General features: G+C 47.7%; 11 protein-coding genes. All 11 read left to right on the forward strand.

The window, feature by feature from the left end; all coding sequences use genetic code 11:
• Positions 1-10: 10 nt before the first annotated feature.
• The 11 genes from GGU45_RS14825 to GGU45_RS14875 all read left to right on the forward strand — a co-directional run bounded on the left by GGU45_RS14825 (position 11) and on the right by GGU45_RS14875 (position 24473).
• Positions 11-1519, forward strand: coding sequence for a sulfatase family protein (locus GGU45_RS14825; protein WP_435225983.1), 1509 nt, complete (start codon positions 11-13; stop codon positions 1517-1519).
• Positions 1520-1829: 310 nt separating this feature from the next.
• Positions 1830-2753, forward strand: coding sequence for an ROK family protein (locus GGU45_RS14830; protein ID WP_435225984.1), 924 nt, complete (start codon positions 1830-1832; stop codon positions 2751-2753).
• A gap of 59 nt (positions 2754-2812) precedes the next feature.
• Positions 2813-5119: a heparin/heparin-sulfate lyase HepB gene (gene hepB, locus GGU45_RS14835; RefSeq protein ID WP_435225986.1), complete on the forward strand. Its 2307-nt coding sequence runs from the start codon at positions 2813-2815 to the stop codon at positions 5117-5119.
• A gap of 95 nt (positions 5120-5214) precedes the next feature.
• Complete coding sequence (locus GGU45_RS14840) at positions 5215-6483, forward strand: MFS transporter (RefSeq protein WP_435225988.1); 1269 nt, start codon at positions 5215-5217, stop codon at positions 6481-6483.
• 55 nt (positions 6484-6538) lie between these two features.
• On the forward strand, positions 6539-8992 hold the full coding sequence (locus tag GGU45_RS14845; RefSeq protein ID WP_435225989.1) for a DUF4962 domain-containing protein: 2454 nt from the start codon (positions 6539-6541) through the stop codon (positions 8990-8992).
• Positions 8993-9161: 169 nt separating this feature from the next.
• The gene (locus GGU45_RS14850; protein WP_435225991.1) at positions 9162-10529 is read left to right on the forward strand and encodes a sulfatase family protein; all 1368 of its coding nucleotides are present in this window, start codon (positions 9162-9164) and stop codon (positions 10527-10529) included.
• Positions 10530-10705: 176 nt separating this feature from the next.
• Entirely contained in the window at positions 10706-11896 is a 1191-nt protein-coding gene (locus tag GGU45_RS14855; RefSeq protein ID WP_435225993.1) for a glycoside hydrolase family 88 protein, read from the forward strand.
• Positions 11897-12095: 199 nt separating this feature from the next.
• The gene (locus GGU45_RS14860) at positions 12096-15035 is read left to right on the forward strand and encodes a polysaccharide lyase family 8 super-sandwich domain-containing protein (protein ID WP_435225994.1); all 2940 of its coding nucleotides are present in this window, start codon (positions 12096-12098) and stop codon (positions 15033-15035) included.
• Positions 15036-15227: 192 nt separating this feature from the next.
• A complete protein-coding gene (locus tag GGU45_RS14865; protein WP_435225996.1) occupies positions 15228-17903 on the forward strand; it encodes a DUF4962 domain-containing protein in 2676 nt (891 codons plus the stop codon).
• A gap of 68 nt (positions 17904-17971) precedes the next feature.
• Complete coding sequence (locus tag GGU45_RS14870; RefSeq protein ID WP_435225998.1) at positions 17972-22024, forward strand: two-component regulator propeller domain-containing protein; 4053 nt, start codon at positions 17972-17974, stop codon at positions 22022-22024.
• 571 nt (positions 22025-22595) lie between these two features.
• Complete coding sequence (locus GGU45_RS14875) at positions 22596-24473, forward strand: alpha-1,3-galactosidase-related protein (protein ID WP_435225999.1); 1878 nt, start codon at positions 22596-22598, stop codon at positions 24471-24473.
• Positions 24474-24618 lie beyond the last annotated feature (145 nt).

Raw genomic sequence — 24618 nt, forward strand, 5'->3', positions numbered from 1 at the left:
AAAAGGTCAGATGATACGAGTATTTACTGCAATAGTCGCGTTACTGGGTACGGCGTTTCTTTTTAATGCCTGCCAGTCATCAAAAAAGGAAGCTTCCAAACGCCCCAATATTTTAATTGTGATGTCCGATAACCAGTCGGCAGAACATGTGGGTAGCTATGGCGATAAAACCGTTCGTACACCCAATATGGATAAAGTAGCGGCTGGTGGCGTTCGGTTTACCAATGCCTTTTGCAGTGCTCCTTCCTGTACGCCATCAAGGGCCGGTTTTTTGAGCGGTCAGGATATCTGGCGGTTAAAGGAGGGCGCCGATCTTTGGAGCATCCTGCCTGCTGAGTATGCTTTGTATCCCGATCTGCTGGAAGCATCCGGCTACCAGGTAGGCATGCAGGGCAAAGGGTGGGGACCGGGTAGTTTTGAAGCCAATGGCCGCAAGCGCAACCCCGGCGGCAATATGTTTAACAGCTTTAAAGAGTTCCTGGAAACTAAAAAGAAGGATGTGCCCTGGACCTACTGGATCAGCAGTCACGAGCCGCACCGCCCCTACGTAGAAGGCTCTGGTACCCGCGCGGGTATTGATTCCAATAAAGTAAAAGTACCGGGTTATTTGCCGGATGTACCTGCTGTGCGCGGTGATATTGCCGATTATTATGCCGCAGTAGAACATTTTGACCGTGAGCTGGGGCAGGCACTGGAGGAGCTGAAGCAAAGCGGTGAGCTGGACAATACCATTATTGTGGTATGCAGTGATAACGGCTGGCAGATGCCCCGCGGGCTGGCCAACCTGTACGATTTTGGTACCCATGTGCCCCTTATAATTTCATGGCCGGGAAAGTTTAAAAAAGGAACCGTAACGGATCAGCTGGTAACGCTGAACGACCTGGCGCCTACCTTCCTCGAGCTGGCCGGTTTGCCCATACCTGCGGATATGACGGGTAAAAGCCTGTTACCGGTGGTGGATGAAAAACCCGATGCCGCCGGGCCCAACAGGGATTTTGTAGTACTGGGCCGCGAGCGTCATGCCTTTGTACGCCGGCATGGCATGGGCTACCCGGGCAGGGCCATACGCACCAGGGATTACCTGCTGATACGAAACAATGAACCTGGCCGCTGGCCCGCTGGCGACCCGCCGTTTTATGGCGATATTGACCCCTTTATGCTCAACTGGCCTGGCGAAACAAAGTATTATATCATGGAGCACAAAGACGATCCGCGGGTGAAGCCTTTTTTTGATATGGCCATGGGTATGCGTCCGGCCATTGAATTGTTCGATATAAAAAATGATCCGGATGAACTGCATAACCTGGCCAATGATCCCCAATATGCAGCGGTAAAAGCCGGGCTGATCGGCAAAATGGACGCCTACCTGGTAAAGACAAAAGATCCCCGTGCCATTGGCGGCGATACAAAGATATGGGACACGGCGCCCTATTTTAGCGAGCCGGACAAAACACCGCGTCCCAGCAAAGAAATGCAGCATCGCTTTAAACTGGATTCTGCCTACGATTATTTAAAATGACGTTGATGAGGGATTGTAATGTGGAGAGGCTGAAAAATTTCTATTTTGTCATGCCGTCCCGATGGCGGTCGGGATTGTTTCTGCATCTAAAGATGATGGTTCGTCAATAGATGTTGAAACGAGAATAGATCCCGGGTCAAGCCCGGGATGACATTTTCGGCCCCCGGGATGACATCTTCGGAACGATATCATGCTGTAAAGCGACTTTTGAGACAGCCCCTTGTCGTGTGCCAGCCTCCCGGACTGCGTAAACAAGTTTAATAATGAAAATTTAAGCTGCTTCTATGTGTTTAACAAAAAACGAACTACAATGTCATCAACCTACGCCATAGGAATAGATGTAGGGGGCTCCTCCCTCAAATGCGGTTTGGTAAAACATACCGGGGAAGTAGTGAATAGCTTTTTAAAACCGCTTGATGGAGCCTATACGGAACAAGCCGTTATCAGCCTTATTGCCGAAGTCATACAACAATGTGCCGCTGCAGCCGGTAGCCAGGCGGTAACCGGTGTGGGTATTGGGTTCCCGGGTATTGTAGAAGATCATATAGTAATTGGCGGGGCCGATAACCTGCCCGGTTTTGAAAACCTGCCCCTGGGCGAAATATTGAAACAGCAAACAGGCTTCGATATTGTTATCGATAATGATGCCAATATGATGAGCCTGGGCGAGCTGGCTTTTGGCTCGGGCAAAGGCTGTACGGATATCGTGTTCCTGACCGTAGGCACCGGCATTGGCGGTGCGGTGGTTATTAACGGAAAATTATATGGAGGCTATAGAAACAGAGGCGGTGAACTGGGGCATATCATTTTACAACATAATGGCGAATCCTGCAGCTGTGGAGCCAGCGGTTGTTTTGAGGCTTACGCTTCTGTAACGGCGTTAATCCGTCAGTATAAAAAACTGGATAGTGATTTATCAGGACCCGTAAATGGGAAATTGATAACCGAAAAGTATTTGCAACAGGAAGCGAATGCGGTGCTGGCTATGCACCATCATTTTGACTATATGGCTGCGGGCATTGCCGGATTGGTCAATATTTTTAGTCCGCAAAAAGTAGTGATCGGCGGCGGCATCAGCGAAGCAGGTTCTTTTTATATTGATGAAATTGAGACAAGGGTAAGGAATACCGCCATGCCGGCTGCTTTTGCGCATACAACCATTACAGCCGCAAGCCTGGGCAACCAGGCCGGTTTGCTGGGATGCGCGGCAAAAGTATTTAATGAAGTATCATAGCTTGTAATCAATCCGGGATATAAAAAGACACTAAAAAGTAAATCAATAAATAGTTACGAATGAAAAAAAAGTTATGCCTATTTGCAGTAGTGGTTATTGCTTTTGCAACAGGGGCTTACTCCCAGTCCAAAACGGATGTAGTTTGGAAGAATACAGATGGAGTGTCGATGCCGGTACCGCCGAAGGTACATCCGCGCTTATACATTCGTGAACAACAGGTTCCTGATCTGAAAAACAGGATGAACGATCCGGAACTGAAAAAAGTTTGGGCCGATATGGTTAAGATGCAGGAAGACTGGAAACCGGAGGATACTCCCGAAGTTAAGGACTTCCGATATTATTTTAACCAGAAAGGACTTACCGTAAGAGTTGAGTTAATGGCATTGAAGTACCTGATGACCAAAGACCCAAAAATAGGCCGGGAAGCCATAACTGCCATTATAGACACTCTGGGGACTGCTACTTTTAAGGAGGCCGGAGATATTTCCAGGGGTATTGGTTTGTTTATGGTAACAGGCGCCATTGTGTACGATTGGTGCTACGACCAGTTGAAGCCCGAAGAGAAAACACGTTTTGTAAAAGCGTTTGTGAGGCTGGCCAAAATGCTGGAATGTGGTTATCCGCCGGTAAAGGATAAATCAATTGTAGGGCATGCTTCGGAATGGATGATTATGCGCGACCTGCTTTCTACAGGGATTGCTATTTATGATGAGTTCCCGGAAATGTATAACCTGGCCGCAGGCCGTTTTTTTAAAGAGCACCTGGTTGCCCGCAACTGGTTTTACCCATCGCATAATTATCATCAGGGTATGTCGTACCTGAACGTAAGGTTTACCAATGATCTTTTTGCGCTGTGGATATTAGACCGGATGGGCGCGGGTAACGTATTTCATCCCGGGCAGCAGTTTGTACTTTATGATATGATTTATAAGCGCCGTCCGGACGGACAAATTCTGGCCGGTGGCGATGTGGATTATTCCCGTAAAAAGCCCAAATATTATTCGCTGCCAGCTTTTCTTGCCGGTAGCTATTACAAAGATGAATACCTGAACTACGAATTTTTGAAAGATCCACGCGTTGAGCCACACTGCAAATTGTTTGAATTTTTATGGCGCGATACTAAGCTCGGGAGCCGTAAACCCGATGACCTGCCCCTATCCAGGTACTCAGGCGCTCCATTCGGTTGGATGATTGCCCGTACAGGTTGGGGCCCGGAAAGCGTGATTGCGGAAATGAAGGTTAACGAATATACTTTCCTGAACCACCAGCACCATGATGCGGGGGCCTTTCAGATTTATTATAAAGGCCCGCTGGCCATCGATGCCGGCTCCTACACCGGTTCTTCGGGTGGTTATAATAGTCCGCATAATAAAAACTTTTTTAAACGTACCATTGCCCACAACAGTTTGCTCATCTATGATCCTAACGAAGTTTTTAATATCTCGGGATATGGCGGGCAGGACCAGACAAACTTTGCTGCCAATGATGGCGGACAACGTTTGCCTGGTAAAGGCTGGACCGCCCCGCGCGATCTTAAAGAAATGTTGGCAGGGGATTTCAAAACCGGGGAAATCCTTGCCCAGGGTTTTGGCCCGGATAGCCAGGCTCCGGAGTATACTTATCTGAAAGGGGATATTACGCAAGCCTACTCGTCTAAGGTAAAAGAAGTAAAACGTTCTTTTATGTTCCTGAACCTTAAAGATACAAAAATACCTGCCGCGATGGTTGTTTTTGATAAGATGGTATCGGCCAACCCCGGTTTTAAGAAATTCTGGTTGCTGCATAGCATTGAACAGCCTGAAATAAAAGGCAACCAGGTTACTATAAAGCGTACCAAAAACGGAGACAGCGGTATGCTGGTGAATACAGCTTTGCTACCGGATGCAGCAAATGCCGATATCCGGCCTGTTGGGGGCAAAGGAAAAGATTTTTGGGTGTTTGGTACCAATTATACCAACGATCCCAAACCCGGAACAGATGAGGCCCTGGAACGCGGAGAATGGCGGGTGGAAATCAGCCCTAAAAAAGCAGCTTCAGAAGATTACTATCTGAATGTGATGCAAATTGCCGACAATACCCGGCAACAACTACACGAGGTGAAACGCATTGATGGCGATAAGATCGTTGGCGTGCAACTTGCGGACCGGATCGTTACCTTCAGCAAAACATCGGATATCATAGACCGCCCTTTTAACTTTTCGGTTTCAGGAAAGGGAGCATTCCGGTTTGTAATTACAGATCTTCTGCCAGGTACCTGGCAAATTCTTAAAGATGGAAAAATATTTAAACCGGCCATTGTAGCGGGCGGGGATGATCAGAGCCTGCATTTTACCGGAACAGAAGGGAGTTACCGTTTACTGAGATGATTTTTGTTGTTATAAAGACCGCAGAAATCATCATTAATGATCTTTGGGTTTTGTTTTTCTATCAATTTTAAAGTATCCTGTAAAACTAAAGCACAATGCAAAATCGTAGTAATTTTTTAGTAGGCATAATACTGCTGATATGGTTTGTGATTTCCTTTGTTACGAATATACTGGGCCCCCTGATGCCCATTATTATTGATACGTACAAGCTCAGTCTTACGATGGCCGGTTTTCTGCCGTTCTCATTTTTTTTAGCCTACGGCATAATGTCCATTCCGGCAGGTATCATGATTGAGCGGCTGGGTGAAAAAAAATCAATGCTGATTGCGTTTTCGCTCAACCTGGCGGGTGCATTGCTGTTTGCGTTTAACCCGCAATACGGCATGGCGCTGGCCTCTTTATTTATTATAGGAATTGGCATGGCCATGTTGCAGGTAATTATAAACCCGCTGATGCGTACCGCCGGCGGTGAGGAACATTTTGCCTTTTTTTCCGTAATGGGTCAGCTGGTTTTTGGTCTTGCATCTTTTGTAAGTCCCTTTATGTATGCGTACCTGATGAGGGAACTGGCATTGCCCGTAAGCAACCCCCTGGTAAATGCCCTGGGCGGGCTGGTACGTGGGGGACTGCACTGGACGGCGCTCTATTGGCTCTTTGGTTTTATTTTTATAGGAATGCTTTTGTTGCTGGGATTTTTGAAAATGCCAAGGGTGGAGTTGAAGGAGGATGAAAAGGCCGGTGCCGCCGCCGTGTACCGGCAGCTGCTGCAGAAGCGCGAAGTATGGCTGTTCTTTTTAGGCATTGTTGCGTATGTAGGCACGGAGCAATCCCTGGCCAACTGGATGTCGGAATTTTTAAAACGCTATCACGAAGTAGATCCCAATAAAGGGGGTGCAGGAGCGGTTGCCGCTTTTTGGGGACTGATGACCATTGGCTGCCTGCTGGGACTGGTTGTGTTGAAGCTATGGGATTCGCGGGTGGTGTTAAAGATGGCGGCAATACTGTCGGTTATAGCTGTAAGTCTTGCATTGTTTGGCAGCAGGGACCTGGCGCTATGGGCTTTTCCGGCGGCGGGGTTTACCATTGCGGTGATGTTCTCCATCGTTTTTTCGCTGGCATTAAACTCTGTAAGCATGCACCACGGCTCATTTTCAGGCATCCTTTGCTCCGGCATATTTGGCGGGGCATTAATTCCCTTTGTTGTAGGAGCACTGGGCGATTTGATCGGGCTGCGTTACGCCCTGATGGTTTTATATGTCACACTGGGGTATATTTTTTTTATTGCGGCTTATGCAAAACCGCTGGTGGATAATAAGACCATAACCTTAAAGGAACTTTTTGCGTCCAAACAACAACAACATTAAACTATGAAGAAAATCAGCAATCTAAGGAGTGTGCCTTTTAAAATTATAAGATAGTATGACCATTTTATCCTTCGCCTTTTTGTTTTTGGGTCATGCGGGCCCGGTTACCGATACGCTTCCGGGCGCCGTGATTGAGGAGTTTCGCCAATCGCCATTCCCCAACAATACATCCATAAAAAATAATGCACCTGCGTTGTTGTGGACATCGGAGAAAAAGCGCAATGGTTCCGATGTGTTGTACAAAGTGTACCTCAGCAGGAACCCGGCGTTCCCGGCAGGGCAAACCATCGAAAGTGCGCGTCAACGCTTTTGCTTTTTCAATCCCCATCAAAGCCTGAAGGAGGGAAAATGGTATTGGAAATATGACGTCATCAGCAACAACAAAACAACAACCCGCGGCGCTTATTCTTTTACAATAGAACCCGGCGCTGCCGGCCTTGCCAGTCCCGGTTTTAAAACCCTGTTGAGCCGCATACCTGCTATGCACCCGCGCGTAATGAATATGGGGCGCAGCCTGGAGCAGATACAAAAAGAGGCGCCCGGTCATCCGTTGTATAAAAGAATGATTCAAGCCGGTGAAAAAGCGTTGACGGAACCCATATACCGCGGCCCGGTAGCGGGTAAAACGCCGGCCGAAGAAAGAGCGCTGAACATAAAAGGCAATAAAGAAATTGATATCTATTATCGTCTGCTGGAGGCTTATGTGCTATCGGGCAACCGCCATTTTAAAAATGAACTGCTCAGTCGCACCGATGTGCTGCTTACCTGGCCCACCAACGATCTGCTGGGGTCGCAGGTACTGATGGCTTTGTCAAGAGGTTACGATGTACTGTACGCGGAGCTTTCGGCCGATGCCAAAAAAAATATACTGACCGTTATCGACCGGCAGATAAAGCAGGGGCTAAAACAATGGCCCGGCCTTGCCGAGGCACGGCATGTAGACAACCATTTTTGGCAGATGGAACTACCGGGCAATTTCCTGGCGGCCCTGGCTACGGTAAACGACCTGCCATCGAGCAACGAAATGCTGGAATACACTTACGAATTGTTTATGGCGCGCTTTCCCAACCTGGCTACGCAGGAAGGCGGGTGGGCAGAAGGGATCGGGTATTTTGGTGTAAACAAATCGGCCATTGTGGATATGGCACTGATGCTCAAAAAATCATGTGGCGTGGATGTTTTTCAAATGGGATGGTATAAAAGCCTGGCGGATTATTTTCTGTATTTCGCCCCGGTGGACGGACGTATTTCGGGCTTTGGCGATATGCACGAGCGGGTGAATCTTGGCAATGTGGGCCATCCCATGGTATTGGTGGAAGGTGAAGAAAATAACGATAGCAAAGCGCTGTATCGTTTGTCGGCCTTGCTCAATGCTAAAAATCAAAAAGAAACCGGTTATCAGCAGCAAATGGCAAAGATTGAGCCCTGGTACCAGGTGGTCAACAACATACAGTTTGATCCTGGTAAATACGCAGCTCCCAAAAACATGGAACCTTCCAACCTCTTTAAAGGCGTGGGTTTGACGGCTTTTCATACGGATGTGTTGAATAGCGGTAAAGATATGGCGCTCTATTTCCGGTCATCGCCCTTTGGCGCCAAGGGGCACATGCATGCCAATCAAAACTGTTTTAATATTTCCCGCAGGGGCGAGCCCGTGTTTTATTCTACCGGCTACTATACATCATTTGCCGACCCGCACTCCCTTAGCTCTTACCGCCATACCCGGGCGCACAATGGTATATTGGTAAATGGCAACGGCCAGGCTTTTGGTCATGAAGGTTATGGGTGGATAAAACGGTTCATCAATAACGAAAGCATCGGCTATGTATGCGGCGATGCCACGATGGCTTACCGGCCCACAACGGACAAACAGTTTTTGGAGCTTTGTGCCGAAAATAATATCAAACAGACTCCGGAATTTGGCTTTGGAGATGCGAAGCTGAAGTTATTTGAACGGCATATAGCCTTCGTGAATCCCAATACAGTGATTATCTATGATGTACTGGAATCGGCGCAGCCCTCGGAATGGACGTTTTTACTGCATACCATGGAACAGCCGGAACTGGATGATAATAACCAGTTAGCGGTAAAGACCAGGCAAAACTATGCGCAGGCATTTGTAACCGGGTCCGGCCCGCTAAAGGCAGCGCTTACTGACCAGTTTTTTTCGCCGCCGGTTGATTTTAAGAAGAAATATGGCGCTACCCCCAACCAATACCATGCTTCTTTTACATCGGCCCGGCGATCGAACGGAATGCGGTTTTTGGCCGTGCTTCAGCTAAACGATGATCAAAGCGGCATACAGGCTGTAAAGCAGGCGGCACCCGGTGTGTATAAGGTGGGCAATATCGAAATAAAAGCCGAAATGGATGCTCAAAAGCCGGCCTTGCTGTTGGTGCGGGCCGGTGGCGCTGAGCTTAATGTAAGCAGCAGCGAAACCACTTTAAAAGATAAAAAAGGGAAAATGACCAGCAGTGTCAATATGCCCATACCGGCGGTGGTAGAGTAAGGCTGCTAAAATCCCGGAAAATTTGTTGTACTGGTTCATGAAAAGAGCAACGTAGAAAATACCGGAGGGATCAGAAGAGATCAGAAGAGATCAGAAGAGATCAGAAGAACAAACCTGTGCCTGAATACTTCAACTTTGTGAAAGAAAACGGGTCAAATTAATGATTACTATGATAAGATTATTTCAGTGGGTTGTATGGATGTTTTGTTGCTGCGCCGCCCTGGCACAAAATACGGGGCGCCCCAATATCCTCCTCATCATTACCGATCAGCAAACGGCCGATGCCATGAGCGCCGCTGGCAATGAAGACCTGCGGACCCCAGCCATGGATCAGCTGGCCGCCAACGGTGTGCGCTTTACCAGGGCCTATTGCGCACAGCCGCTTTGTACGCCTTCGCGTACCGCAATTTTTAGTGGTAAAATGCCTTTTGAAACCGGCTTTGTGGGCAATGCTCCTGAAAAAGATGGTCTTTGGCCGGATAGTTTACTGATGATGGGTAAAATTATGGCAGACGGGGGCTATAAAACCGGTTACGTAGGTAAGTGGCATTTACCCGTACCTGCCTCCAAAATCAGCCAGCACGGATTCCGGTATATCCAAAACACCAGTTTCCAGGATTTTAACGATGGCGCCACACCTTCCTTCTGCGCCCGGTTTATAAAAGAAAATGCCCAACAGCCCTTTTTGCTGGTGGCTTCCTTTTTAAACCCTCATGATATCTGCGAGTGGGCAAGGGGTGAGGCACTGAAGATGGACGTTTTGGATAACGCGCCACCCCCGGAGCAATGTCCCGCCCTGCCTGCCAACTGGAAGATTCCGGCAAACGAACCGGAAATGATAAGGAAGCAGCAGCTATCCAATGCACGCACATATCCAAGTATCAACTGGACCGCCAGCCAGTGGCGTCAATACCGCTGGGCCTATAACCGGCTGGTAGAAAAAGTGGATGCGCATATAGCGCAGCTGCTATACGCCCTGAAAAAGTATGGGGTCGAAAAAAATACCATTATTATTTTTACGGCGGATCATGGCGATGGTTATGCCGGCCATAGCTGGAACCAGAAGCAGGTACTGTACGAGGAGGCTGCTAAGGTGCCGTTTATCATTTCAGGACCGGGCCGGTGGAAAGCCCGTACCGATGATATGCTCCTCTGCAACGGTACCGATATCATCCCCACCATCTGTGGCTTTGGCGGTGTAAAAGCTCCGGCTTATTTAAAAGGAGTGGATCTTAGCAAAAGGATCGCCGGCCCCGGCAAATTGTTGCGGGATACACTGGTAATTGAGACCGATTTTGCTGACAACGAAGAACTGCTGGGCATCAGCGGCAGGGCCGTTATCACAAAACAGTTCAAATATATTGTATATAGCAAGGGCAGGATAAAAGAACAGCTCTTTGACCTTACAAAAGATCCCGGCGAAATCATTAACCTGGCGGTGCAGTCCCGCTACAAAAAAGAACTGCAGCGGATGCGCCGGTATTTGAAGGCCTGGTGCCAGGTGAACGGGGACCCGTTTGCAAACGCTGCATTATAGACCAGCAAAAAAATAGCCGCAGAGGCACAGAAACACAGAGATCATGAAGCGCCGCGAAGGCTCAGTGAACCTCAGTGCTTCAGTGGCAACTGGTTCTAAAGTACTCATTCATCAATTTTAAAACTCTTTTCATCAAAACAGAAAGCAAAAACAGGTAATTGGGGTTTAATTCGTTCATGAAACAGATTGTCTTACTTGCCGTCCTGCTTTTTTCAAATTTTTTGCCGCTCATTGCACAGGAGCCGGGATTGAACGACCAGCGAATTGCCCGTATTTTTTCATTGGAAAAAAAATATTTGCAAAATGCCTGGGACCATGTAAAAACTACCGGTGAAATGCCCCGTTCTACCCAAAAAGGTTTTCAGCCCATTGAAGATTGGACATCGGGGTTTTATGCCGGCAACCTCTGGCTTACCTATGAATTTACCGGCGACAAAAAGATCCTTAAAAAAGCAAGGCAGGCCACCGCCCTGCTGGAAGCTGATAAAGACCTTACGCTTAACCACGACATCGGTTTTATCATGTACTGCAGTTATGGCAATGGCTACCGCCTCACCCATGACAAAGTATATAAAGATATTTTAATGCATGCATCCCGCACGGCCCTTACCCGCTACAACCCCCAGGTGCAATCCATCATGTCCTGGGATCCGCAGCCCGAAAGGGACTGGAAGTTCCCGGTGATCATTGACAACCTGATGAATCTCGAAATGCTGTTAAAAACCACGGCCTTAAGCAATGATTCCAGCTTTTACAAAGTAGCCCTGGCCCATGCCAATACCACGCTCAAAAACCAGTACCGGGCCGATTACAGCTGCAGCCACGTGGTAGATTACGATCCCGGTACCGGCGCCTTCCGCAAGCGGGACTGGAACAATGGCAACAGTGACCCCGCCACTGCTGCCTGGAGCAGGGGGCAGGCCTGGGGACTCTATGGCTTTGGCTTCCTGTACCGCGATACCCGCCATAAAAAATACCTGGAACAGGCTGATCATATTGCCGGCTACATCCTCCATCATCCCAATATGCCCAATGACATGGTACCTTACTGGGACTACAGTGCTCCTCAAATATCGACCATGCGTGATGCTTCGGCCGCAGCCATTACTGCATCGGCATTGTTACAGTTAGCACCACTATCGGTACACGGAAAAGAATATTTTGCCGCCGCCGCAAAGATATTAACCAGCCTTGCTTCGCCTGAATATTTGAATGAAACAGGACAGGGGATTTTTTTATTAAAGCATGCCACCGGCAACTACCTTCGGAAATCGGAACTGGATGCCGGCCTTGTTTATGCAGATTACTATTTTTTAGAGGCGCTGTTGCGGTATCGGGCATTAAAGAAAAAAATGGGCAGGCGATAGGATCCAGCTACAGAACATCTGGCAGCTTTGTTACCACAGAGTTGTCGGAGCTTATCGCAGGAGTAAACGGAGGGTTGTTATTGTAATGCTGCTACTTCTTTGAAAGTTCCGGCGCTATCTGTACAGAGTATTCAATAAATATCCCGATAACAAATAAACCATTTAAGTACTACAAAGTCTTAATACATTAAAATAAAAAATGAAAAAACAACTTTTATTTATATTGACAGGGCTTTGCATAGCCGCTTTTAGCCATGCCCAGGAAACAATCTTTGCCGGCTATTTTGATATTGCCGCTGGCAGCCCCAAAGGCACCGGGGTTATGGGCAAAATACATCTTCAACGCAACAAAGATGTGCTTACCCGCTCCATCCCCAAAAGCTATCATTTTGAAATTGTAAATCAAAGAGACAATTTGTTTGAAGTGAAAACAGTTTTTGACCCGGCGGGCCGTATTACGGGCGTACTACAGGTTGCGCAAGAAATAAAAACCACTGGCAAATATCCGCTCACCATGCAGTTAAAAGATGGCGCCAAAACCATCAATGAGTTTCCCATCACCATCAAAGTGGTGAATAAAACCTTGTGGCAAACCCTTTTTGACCGGTACAAGGACGTAACCATTTCCAGCCAAAGAATGTATGGTCGTAAAAAATTAAAAGATGCGGCGGTTGCCGGAATGATGGATGAACTGCGGGCAAATAACAACGAATTTAAAGAATATCCCTTTTATCATGTAAGCCCCCTGAGCTACAAACCCGTGGGTAAAAGCATTGAGTACGATTGGGAAGCAGTGGCCAACAATATTGGCGGGCTGGGCTATGCCTATGCCACCTCAAAAAAATACGGGCCGGGCGGCGATGCTGCTGCACGCGAGCGCCTGAAACGTGCGTTATACAGCGCCCTTATTGCTTATACCGAGGCCGTTCCTGTAGAAGGCAACGATGTAATGATCAATGGTAAACCGATAGGCGACTGTACCGGCGATGGATTTAGCAATCTTAAACTTTATAATAAGGTGGAAGAACAGGTAGTTACCCACCAATGGGTTATTTCGGATGGCCTGTTAACGCCTTTGGTGCAGCTGATGCCCGATATGCTGGCCGACATTAAAAAAGGCGATGAACAGGCGCTGCGGGTATATAATGATGTGGTACGTTTTTACCAAACGGCAATGGCGGTGGCGCCCGGCCGCCGCGCTATAAATGATCCCGCTAATCGCTGGGGCAATATTTCCGATACCCTGCGCTCATCGGGCGCCTGGGGCGATGCCAACCTGGGCCACCGCAGCCGTATGATGCTGGCTCTGCCCATTTTGTGGGCCGACTATAACCGTCCCATGACCTATGTACAATACTGGTATGCCGATTACTATAAAGACAAACCTTTTAAGGGATTTAGTTTTTCGCCGGGCTGGAGCCCGCACGGTGTGGTGTTTGATGTGGCGCGGTGGATGACCAGGTACGATCTGCCGGCCAGGGAGTATGCCCAGTCGGGCTTTCAGCCGGATGGAACCATATCGCACCACGTAGGCGAGGGTACCGATGCGGCCATGGTGGCTTATGGCTTTGAATGGCTTACTGATGGTATTACAGGTTTCAATCAGTTTAAAAATACCGATTTTAAACTGGGCGATAAAGTGTATCAATTTCCGGCAGACCGCCTGTTGCACGTGTACCCCAAAATTATTTATAAAGGAAGATTTGATTTCCTGGTATCGGGCCGTACTTTTTTATCTGACCTGAAAAAATTTGTGTCAAACGATTATTTAACTGCCGTTGAAGATTTAAAAGAAGCACGTAGCGCCGGCACAAGAATTAATAATTTTGAGGAGCTGGAAAGAACTGCAGATGCCATCAAAAAAAATAAATACGAATACTCCGGTACCGATGCTTATTGGATAAACCTGTTTTTGGTGCACAGGCGAGGGGAAAATGAAAAACCCTATTACGCTTCTGTAAAACTAAAATCGAACCTCAATATTGGCGCCGAAGATTTTAGCAAACCCCGTAAATCCTGGTACGCAGGTTATGGCATACTTCCGCTAAAAGTGCGTGGCGATGAATATTCAGAAAACGTGCTTAGCAATATGGATTGGCATGCCCTGCCGGGTCTTACCGAAGAGTGGCGTACCGATGCCCAGCCCCTTGGCCACTCGGCAGCCTCATTGGCCGGAGCCAACGATGCGGCGGGCGTTACAGCCGATGGTACACAGGGCATGGCCACTTACCATCACTTGCCGCAAGAAAAATACAGCGCTGCCACGGCATATAAAACGTATCATTTTACCGATGATAAAATTGTAGCCCTGGGCAGCCATATACGGCGTCATGGACCAGGGCAGGGCAAGGAAATTGTTACCACCATCGATCAGTCGGCGCTATCGGGTGCGCTTACTGTTTTTCATGATGGCAAGGCCGAAACCATCGAGCCTTCCCAATCGGTAAACATCAGTTTTGAAACCGACCAGGCGGTGTGGGCGCATATTGGCCAAAAGGGCTATATTGTTTTTCCACAGGGCAAACAGAAAATGGTTATCAAAACCGGAAAAGAAATTAATATAACCGATACAAGTATTGCCAGCGATGCACCCAATTATATTATTGCCATCGACCATGGCGCCAATCCTGCCAGTGCGGGCTATGCCTATGCATTGGTGCCCAATGTTACGGCCGCCCAAATGCCCGCCACTACTGAACGTTATGCCAAAGAAGTCTTGTACAAAAAAGAAGAAAACGCACATGCTTTTTATGATAGTGCAACAAAAACCTGGCAGGCCGCATTTTTTAAGGCCGGGGAAGTAAACATTGGCGAAATGACTATAAAAGCCGAACAGCCGGCCCAGCTGATGCTGCGCCATACCGGCAATGGCTGGAAGCTGACGGTAAGCAACCCCGTTCCAAATATCAATACACGGCAGTTGATATTTCATATATCTACCCCGTTAAAAGCCGGTAAATACGATTATATGCTGGGCGGTATTTATCCGCGCAAGGGCGAGTATGTAACCATTAGATCCGAAGGCAAGGGGGCTAAAATGGTGGCCGAACTGGCCGATAAAAGAGATGACGCTTTTTATAATTATCAGACAGTGTTGTATAATGCAGCGCCGGTGGGTGTGGAGATACCTGCTCAATAAACAGTCCTGGTTCGCATGCCCTGGTTCGTGTCCTCACGAACCAGCAAGAGATCCTGGTTTGTATTTCCTCAACTTGATTAGTGAGGACACGAACCAGTAATAGGCAGGCTGATAACAGCACTGCAGATGAACGGAGCGTCGCAAGGAAGATGATATATATTCATTTGCTGACATCATAATAAAAATAAAAGAATGAAAAAAATATGGATGCTATTGGTTGTTCTGTTTTCGGCAGCAGCTTTTGCCCAGCAGCCGGGCGTAATAAAACTGACTGCTGAAAAATTACATGCCCGCGTGCGCGAGTGGCCCTATCCTGTAAACGGTATTAGCGTGCCCACCAATGCCCCGGCGCTGATGTGGCCCGCCACCAATGGCAGTGCCAACGTATTTCCTATGGAAAGCGGCAGCGCGGTGCCGGAAGATCCCAATATTGGTAATGTGCGCTACCAGGTGCTGCTGGCTACTGATAAAAATTTTACCAAAAATGTTATCAAAAGCGATGTGCAGGCCTGGGCCGTGTACCCGCTGCATCAGGCGTTGCAGGCCGGGCATTGGTACTGGAAATACGGGTATGTGCTAAAGGGAACCAATCGATGGGCCTGGAGCCCCGCTTACGATTTTGTGGTGGATGCAAAATATGCCGGCAATAAAGTATCGCCGCCGGTTAGCGAAGTGCTGAAACGCAATGAGGGGCCTCATCCGCACCTGTGGAATTTGCACCAGGGAAAGGACGATTTTTATAAAAATAACCTGGACAATCCCGAAGCCAAAAAGTTCATTGCCTATGCAGAAAAATTGATGAAAGAGCCATTGCCGGATGAAAGCCCTGTGCGCCAGATTGATACTTCGGGCAAAACAGGCAAGGTACTGGCGGGCCTGATGGACCGGATGTACCACGGCTTTGGGGATAAGGTAGGCAACCCCGTTCGCAATCTTTGCATTGCTTATTATTTAACCCGCGATAAACGTTTTATCGAAGATGCAAGACGCAGGGCCATTAACCTGGCGCAGATGGATCCCGATAAAAACTGGGCTACCAGGAGCGATTTCAATAATGGCGCGGTACTGGAAGCGCTGGGCTGGTTTTATGATTTAGGATACCATACGATCAGCCCGGAAGAAAAAAGCCTTTTTCAAAAGGTAATGGTAAAGCGGGCAAAGGAAATTTATGACCACCTGCCCAACCGGTTTGAACTGCATGTAAGCGATAACCATGTATGGCAAATTACACTGCGCCAGCTGGCCATTGCCACGGTAGCGCTTATGGGCGATATACCGGAGGCGAGGGAATGGCTTACCTATATGTACGAAGTATGGAGCGCCCGGTTTCCGGTGTTGGGTACCACGGACGGGGGGTGGCATGAGGGCAACGGGTATTTTGTGGTAAATTTCCGTTCAACGATTTACCTGTCGCAGTTATTCAGCGATTTTTCCGGCGTCAACTATTTTGAGCTGCCCTGGATGCAAAACCTGGCGTATTATCTGCTGTATTCTTATCCGCCCACAGGTACCTCCACTGCCTATGGTGATCAATGGGAAAATTTACGGGGAGGCATCAATGCCGGGTATGCCCTGTTTGCCGATGCGCTAACGTTTAAAATAGATAATCCTTATCTGAATTGGTATGTGCAGCAAATAAGAACGGACCATCCCGATTTTTTCAAAGGTACCGATGACTATCTGTTTTTCCGCCTGCTCAATTATGATCCTAATCGCAACCTGAAAAAGGCATCGCCGGAAAACCTGCCCCATTCCAGGACCTTTGCCGATATTGGCCTGGTTGCCATGACGGATAACCTGGCAAGGGCCGGGGAAAACCGGTGCAGCTACCTCATCAGCAACCCGTTTGGTTCATCAGGCCACGGACATGCCGGGCAAAATGCGTTTACCATTAACTATAAAGGCAGGACCCTGTTTGGCGCCACGGGTTACTACAGCAATTTCAGCGACCGGCATAATTTGCTCGACTATCGCAATACCCGCGCCTACAATACCATATTAGCCGATAGCCTGAGCCAAAGGATCGGGGAGGAAGGATATGGATGGGTGCCGCGTTCCATCAGCGGCGCACGCATACAATATGCCCTGGGTGATGCCAGCAATGCTTATGGGAGCATTAAAAGCGAATTCTGGCTGGACCGGTTTAAACAGATGGGCGTAAAGCCTGATGCATCCAATGGTTTTGGCGATCCCGGAGTAACGCTTTACCGCAGGCATATACTGCAGCTGGAGGGCGGTTACATTGTATTATATGACGAACTGGAAGCAAAAAGACCCATAAAATGGACCACGCAGTTTCACACACCTTTTTACAAAATGATTGCGGATAAAACAGATAAAAATACGCGGCAGAATTTTGAAGTAGCCACTGATTCAGGGAACGTGAGTGCCGCCGTTTTTGCCAATGCACCGCTGCAGATGACGATCCATGATCAATTTGCCGAGCCTGCAGTAAATTGGATGAAACTGACCGATGGGGACAAGCTGCGCGAATATACCAGCCAGTGGCACGCCGGCATCACATCGCCTGCTGCCCAAAAGTTTCGGTTTCTGACCATCATTCAAATAAAAGAAGGCCGGCCCGAACTGCTTAAGACCATTGGTAACAATGACGGCCTGCTGCAGCTGCATGCAGGCGGCTGGAACATTACCGCACAACTGGATGGCGGTAAGACGGCTTTGCTACAGGTTGCCGACAGCAGTTCCTTGTTTGATTACGGAAGCAGCAACCTCAGTTTATCCGGTGAAAAATACCGGCGCCAGCAAGCCGGAAGTTCCCTCCTGCTGGAGCTGCAGAACGGCCGGCTTAGCCGGCAGGAAGTCATCGACCAGCTTCCGGAAGTGGCCCGGTATGATCGTCAGAAATGATCCGATGGCTCTTGCTTTTGAGTAAATATTCGGCCCAATAGTGCTAAATTTGGTCCTCTCAAGAGCTTATGAACGTGGGTAAAAAAAAATATGTCTGTTGTCTTGAATTATTACTGCTGCTGTTTTTATGCAGAACGGGCAACGCGCAAAATAGTTTCCGGCATTTTTCAACCATATCGGTAGAAAAAGGGTTATCGCAAAGCACTGTCTGGACCGTGACCCAGGACCATCTTGGGTTTATATGGCTGGGTACCCGGGATGGACTCAACCGGTATGACGGTCGCAGCTTTACCGTATACCGGCCTGCAAAGGATCGTAAAAAGCAAGTCAGTTCCTATTACGTCCGGTACCTGTTTACCGATAAAGGAGGTACCGTATGGATAGGGGGTAACGGTGGTGTTAATAGTTATAATTACCTCACGAATACGTTTGAAAGTTTTAACATTATACCCGGGCCGGGTGAGTGGTTTATTTCTTCGATTATACAGGATCCGGAAGGGGGAATATGGGCAGCCAGCAATGCCGGGGAACTTTACAGGCTGGATGCTTCAGGAAAAAAGTTTGTACAAAAAGTAACCGGGACTTTATCGGGCATTAAAGAAATATACAGCCTTTCATTTTGGGGTGGCGATATACTATTAGGCTCCGACAGGGGCTTATCCCTTTATAGCCCCAGTTCTAATAAAATAACCCCGGTGCTGGCTGCAGCAGTTACTACCCGGGTCAACTGTCTTTTTAAGGATGGCAGCTATATTTGGGCGGGAACCGAGGGTGATGGACTGATACAGCTGAACACAGCATCGGGCTCGTTTATAAAATATATGCACCAGGCCGGCAATCCCTCCAGCATCGCCAACAACAATGTAAGAGGCATTGCAAAAGATGAGGAGGGCGTTTTATGGGTGGGTACGTTCACCGGTTTAGCCATTATGAAAGTTCCGGGACTTTTTCAGAATTACTATCACGATCCCAAAAATGAATTTTCCATTGGACAAAATTCGGTGAGGTCTATTTACCGCGACCGGCAAAACGGTATGTGGCTGGGGACCTATTATGGCGGGGTTAGCTATTTTCATAGCCAGGGGGTTACCTTTAATAGCCTGAACCAAAATTCGGAACAGGCCGCATTAAACGATAATGTAGTCAATGTTATCCGGCAGGATGGCGATGGCAATTTTTGGATTGGCACAGAAGGCGGTGGGCTCAATTATTGGGTGCCTGGTGAAAACAAAATACGTTACTTTATCAGCCGGGAAAACGCCCCCGGTCTTAGTTCTAATAATATAAAATCGATTGAGTTTGCCGGGGATGGCACACTGCTGGTAGGTACCCATAATAAAGGACTGAATATTTTTAACCCGGTTACCGGTGCTAACAAAAACTTCCGGTACAATGCGGCCGACCCCAAAGGGATTGCGGGCGACATGGTATACGCGTTGTTAAAAGATCATGCGGGACGCCTCTTCATAGGCACACGTACCGGCCTGAACCTGTTTGACAGAACAGCGGAAACGTTTGCCCTGGTGGAAAAAGACAGCAGGGGAAAAAACATTAGCTCCACCGGGATTACCTACCTGATGGAAGATCGTAAAAACAGGGTTTGGATCGGTACCATCAATGGCATCAATATTTTGGACGCCGGCAAAATGGTTTTTGAGCAGCTGGACAACCGGTCGCTAAGCAATGCCATTATCAATTTTATTTATGAAGATAGCCGGGGCAGGGTATGGGTGGGCACCCGGGATGGATTGAACCTGTATGATGAAAACAAAAAATCTTTTGTCAGCTATAAAGAAAAAGAAGGGCTGTTAAGAGGCAATATCAATAGTATTCTTTCAGACAATGAAGGTAATTTGTGGATTACGACCAATACCAGTATTGTAAAATACAATCCCGATAAAAATCAATCGGCTCAATTTGATTCGAAAGATGGCTTGCAGAATAACCAGTTTAATATATATGCTTCCTGCAAGGCGTATGACGGGCAATTGTTCTTTGGAGGGCTTAATGGCATTACTTATTTTTCCCCGCAGATGTTCAATCAAAAACCCCTGTCTTTACAAATTGCGTTTACGGGGCTCGAAGTGTTTGGCCAGCTGGTAACGCCTAACGACAGTACGGGTATTTTAAAAAAATATATTAATGATGCGGAATCATTAAGGTTTGCTAATGAGTACCGGCAGTTTACCATTCTTTTCAACACCTTTAATTATATTTCCGATAGCCGCACCCGCTACCTGTACAAGCTGGACGGGTTTGATAAAGACTGGCAGCAGGCAGAGGGGCTGCCCCGGGCATCCTATACCAATCTGCAGCCCGGTTCTTACACCTTTCATGTAAAGGCCCTTGGGCCCCAGGGAGAGGAAAGCCCGGAACGAACGCTTTCAATAACCGTAAAACCTGTTTGGTATAAAAGTAGCTTGTTTTATGCCCTGATTTTGGTACTTACCGTTGGTGTCGTCATTTTTTTATACCGTATACTTACGGAAAGAATGCGAGCCCTTCATCAGTTGAAGCTGGAGCGCGTAAACAGAGAAAAAATAAATTATATCAATAAGGTAAAACTGGATTTCTTTACCAACGTATCGCATGAGCTCAGAACGCCGCTCACGCTGATCATGGCGCCCCTGGAGGAAATTCTGAAACAGCCCGATACCGATAAAAAACGGCATCAGCGGCATGAGCTGATGATGCGCAATACCCGCCGGCTCTACAATATCGTGAACCAGCTGTTTGAGTTCAGGAAAACGGAAATGGGAACCCGGAGGCTTCGGGTGGCAAGAAATGATATGCCCCGCTTTTTGCAGGATATTTATCAGTCCTTTAAACCGCTTGCGGAAAAAAACCATATCGACTATCAAAACCGGTCAGCAATGGGGTCGCTGCCGTTTTTATTTGATAAAGATGCGGTGGAAAATATGGTATTCAACCTCCTCTCCAATGCATTTAAGTACACACCGGATGGCGGAACGATTGTGCTGAGTCTTGATGCGGATGCAACGCATGCCATCATCGTGGTATCGGATACCGGCAAAGGGATCGAAAAAGAGCACCTGCATAAAGTATTTGACCGGTTTTACCAGGTAAACGGGGAGGAGATGAACCTGGGCTCGGGGATCGGCCTGGCCTTTACCCGCCGGCTGGCAGAACTGCACCATGGGGATATTGATGTTAAAAGCGAGCCGGGAAAGGGAAGCTGGTTTACCATTCGCCTGCCGTTAAGTGATGCCGCTTACCAGCTGGATATGCGGGTTGATGATATTGACACATCTGCCGGCAGCAAATTGGAAACGGAAACCGAAGCGCCGCCGCAGCAAAGACCTGGTGAAGCATTGCCTGAAGCAGCCCCGGCAAATGAGGAATTGATTTTGATCGTGGATGATAACCGTGAAATTGTGGATTACATCCGGGAATATTTTATAAACGACTATGCGGTAGCGGTTGCCTATAACGGCAGGGAAGCATTGGGAAAAATAGAAGAACAGCAGCCGGACATCATCATCAGCGATGTAATGATGCCGGAAATGGACGGTCTTAATTTTTGTAAAAGAGTAAAACAGAATATTCAGACAAGTCATATACCGCTACTGCTGGTAACGGCCAAAACGGAAACGGCCCATCAGCTAAAGGGGCTGGGTATTGGGGCCGATGACTATATTACCAAACCCTTTTCCATATCCCTGCTGGCAGCCAAAGTACAGGCCATCCTGCGTTTGAGAAAGCGGTTAAGGGCCTATTATGCAGCGGCAAAAGAAGTAGAACCGGAGAAGCTTACATTTAATCAGATTGACCAGGAGTTTTTAGAAAAAGCCATATCCGTTATTGAAACCAACCTCGATGAGTATGATTTTTCTGTAGAAAAGCTCAGCCGGGAATTGGGTATGAGCCGCTCGAACCTGTACCTGAAAGTGAAAGCCATTACCGGCGAATCGGCCACCGCGCTCATCAAGCGCATCCGCCTTCAGAAAGCGGCCGAATTGATCCGGCAGCAAAAATATGCGGTGTCCGAAATTGCCTATATGTGCGGGTTCAATACACCATCCTATTTTTCCACGGCCTTTAAACAGTTTTATGGCTGTATGCCCACGGAGTATCTTGAAAGGTCCGATCCGGATGGATAAATGCACCCAAATGAGCCTGAAGTAATCAGGAAATGCTGAAAAACAGGTCGCAACATAGGATCAATTTCCCCAAACTGTCTATTGTATCCCATATAGCCAGTTTGGCCTTTGCGCAGCTTTCTGTCGTATGTTTTCGCATGTACTATTGGCATAGGCCTGGTGAAAGAGCAGTCCCTCCCGGGCCAGGCGTTCCATATTGGGCTTTTTGTTTCCTGGCCCAGCAACCCGGCAGGCTTCCCCGCAATACAAAGGAGGGTGATAAAAATTTTGACATAAAAAATTAACAAACCTGACGTTCATAAGACGGACAACAATGTCATAAAATTTTAAAAAGATCGTATCCGGACTCCCTGAATTCGGGTACATTCCAAATTGTTGCATTCCCATGGTGGAATCCTGTATATTTGAAGTTGTTTGCTTAAATGCTATTATGAGTGATCATCGTAATTTTCTCAGAACCGTTTCCGCAACCCGCAACGGGGTCAATAACCCTGCATTGCTGCCCCTTTTTGAAAACAAACCGGCGCCTTTGTTCCCTCAGTGTCGAATCCTAAATATAGATCTTTCTGATATGAAGCATAGTATGGCTGTTCCCCGCCCGTTTACCCCGCATCATTTGTACCTGCTACGCATCACGCTGGGGTTGTTTTTTGTTCTTTTGTCGCAGGTCTCCGGTGCATCAAACGATACAAGCTATTACCATCTTGCATCAATGGGTATCAAACCCAACACAGGTCTGGATGTTACTGCTGCCTTGAACCGGCTCATAGTCAAAATTAAGACCGAACGCCGACCCGGCCGGCCCGTGGCGATTATTTTTGAACCGGGGCGGTATGATTTCTTTCCTGAAAAAGCGATCCGGAAGCCGCTGTATATTTCAAACCACGATCAGACCAATCCGAAAACCATTGGCCTGTTGTTCGAAAATATGGATCATCTGCTGATAAACGGAAATGGAGCCGATTGGATGTTTCACGGCCGGATGTTACCCCTGGCCGTTGAAAACTGCAGACGCTTCTCCGTTAAAAATGTACATATCGATTTTGATAAACCACAGATCTGTCAGGTAGAAATTATCAGCAATGATACGATCAATAAAGCGATAACTTTTAAAACAGCGCCCTGGGTGCAGTATGAAATACGCGACAGTGTTTTTTACAACAAAGGAGAAGATTGGGAGCTTAATCCCACCTCCGGCATAGCTTTTGAAAAAAACACCCGTCATATTGTTTACAATACCGGCGATCTTCGTGTTCCTTTGCGGAATGTAGCCGAAATTTCACCCGGAGTTGTTAAGGCAGGGGGATGGGATAACAAAAAGCTGCTTCCGGGAGTGATCCTTGCGATGCGTTCCTGGCAGCGGCCTGCGCCCGGTATCTTCCTGGATCAGTGCAAGGATGTGGCATTTGAAAATGTAGCGGTGCACTACGCGGAGGGTATGGGCTTACTGGCACAGGTATCGGAAAATATCACATTGGATCATTTCAATGTGGCCTTAAGAGGAACTGAGGATCTGCGCTATTTTACAACCCAGGCAGATGCCACCCATTTTTCAGGATGCAAGGGGGAAATAAAATCGGTCGGCGGATTGTACGAAGGCATGATGGATGACGCCATCAATATACACGGCACCTACCTGAAAGTTATTGGCCGTAAGGGTCCCAATACGCTTATTGCGCAATATATGCATTCCCAGTCCTATGGTTTTAAATGGGGCGATCCCGGCGACCAGGTGCAGTTCATTGCCAGCAAAACGATGGAGGTTACGGGGGAAAAGAATAGCATCCGTTCGATTGCTGCCGTTGATAAGCCGGGCTTTTTTGGTGCGAAGCAATTCGAAATTGTGTTTACCCAACAACTGGATGCAGCGGTGCTGAACGAAGAACAGCTGGGGATCGAGAATCTTACCTGGACGCCCGAAGTGTATTTTGCTCATAACACGATCCGGAATAACAGGGCCAGGGGGGCACTGTTCAGTACACCGAAGAAGACGGTGATCGAACATAATTTTTTTGACCATACTTCCGGTTCGGCAATCCTGCTCTGCGGCGATTGTAATGGCTGGTTTGAAACCGGGGCCTGCCGTTCCGTGCTCATCCGGAATAACCGTTTTGTTAATTCGCTAACGAATATGTTCCAGTTTACCAATGCCATTATTTCCATTTATCCCGAGATACCGGAACTAAGCCGGCAGCGAAAATATTTTCATTCCGGTATCAGGATAGAAAATAATGTGTTTGAAACCTTTGACAAACCATTGGTATATGCAAAATCGGTAGATGGATTGGTCTTTCGTAACAATAAAATCAAAACCAACAGGGAGTATCCCGGTTTTCATTGGAATCGTTATCCGTTCCTGTTTGAACGGGTGATTAATTACAAGTTTTTACGAAACCATTTTGATGGTTCTTTTGACCGGGAAAAAGACGTGAAGGTGAAAAATCTCTGACAACAACAGGAGCGAACGCTGACCATTGACCGCTTTTTAACCCGGGAAGAACAGGGAGACACCTGGCCCGAATTTTTCAATGTGCCCGCATAACGGCATGGGTTTTATACTGCGCCGCAGGTACACCCCACAAAAAAATTTTGAC

The organism is Niabella hirudinis (assembly GCF_051201075.1).
Classification (GTDB): Bacteria; Bacteroidota; Bacteroidia; order Chitinophagales; family Chitinophagaceae; genus Niabella; species Niabella hirudinis.

What these genes read in the sequence shown, in the direction of transcription:
- GGU45_RS14840 (WP_435225988.1), top strand. Translation starts at nt 5,215, where the DNA reads ATGCAAAATCGTAGTAATTTTTTAGTAGGCATAATACTGCTGATATGG.
- GGU45_RS14850 (WP_435225991.1), top strand. Translation starts at nt 9,162, where the DNA reads ATGATAAGATTATTTCAGTGGGTTGTATGGATGTTTTGTTGCTGCGCC.
- GGU45_RS14875 (WP_435225999.1), top strand. Translation starts at nt 22,596, where the DNA reads ATGAAGCATAGTATGGCTGTTCCCCGCCCGTTTACCCCGCATCATTTG.
- GGU45_RS14825 (WP_435225983.1), top strand. Translation starts at nt 11, where the DNA reads ATGATACGAGTATTTACTGCAATAGTCGCGTTACTGGGTACGGCGTTT.
- GGU45_RS14865 (WP_435225996.1), top strand. Translation starts at nt 15,228, where the DNA reads ATGAAAAAAATATGGATGCTATTGGTTGTTCTGTTTTCGGCAGCAGCT.
- GGU45_RS14845 (WP_435225989.1), top strand. Translation starts at nt 6,539, where the DNA reads ATGACCATTTTATCCTTCGCCTTTTTGTTTTTGGGTCATGCGGGCCCG.
- GGU45_RS14830 (WP_435225984.1), top strand. Translation starts at nt 1,830, where the DNA reads ATGTCATCAACCTACGCCATAGGAATAGATGTAGGGGGCTCCTCCCTC.
- hepB (WP_435225986.1), top strand. Translation starts at nt 2,813, where the DNA reads ATGAAAAAAAAGTTATGCCTATTTGCAGTAGTGGTTATTGCTTTTGCA.
- GGU45_RS14860 (WP_435225994.1), top strand. Translation starts at nt 12,096, where the DNA reads ATGAAAAAACAACTTTTATTTATATTGACAGGGCTTTGCATAGCCGCT.
- GGU45_RS14870 (WP_435225998.1), top strand. Translation starts at nt 17,972, where the DNA reads ATGAACGTGGGTAAAAAAAAATATGTCTGTTGTCTTGAATTATTACTG.
- GGU45_RS14855 (WP_435225993.1), top strand. Translation starts at nt 10,706, where the DNA reads ATGAAACAGATTGTCTTACTTGCCGTCCTGCTTTTTTCAAATTTTTTG.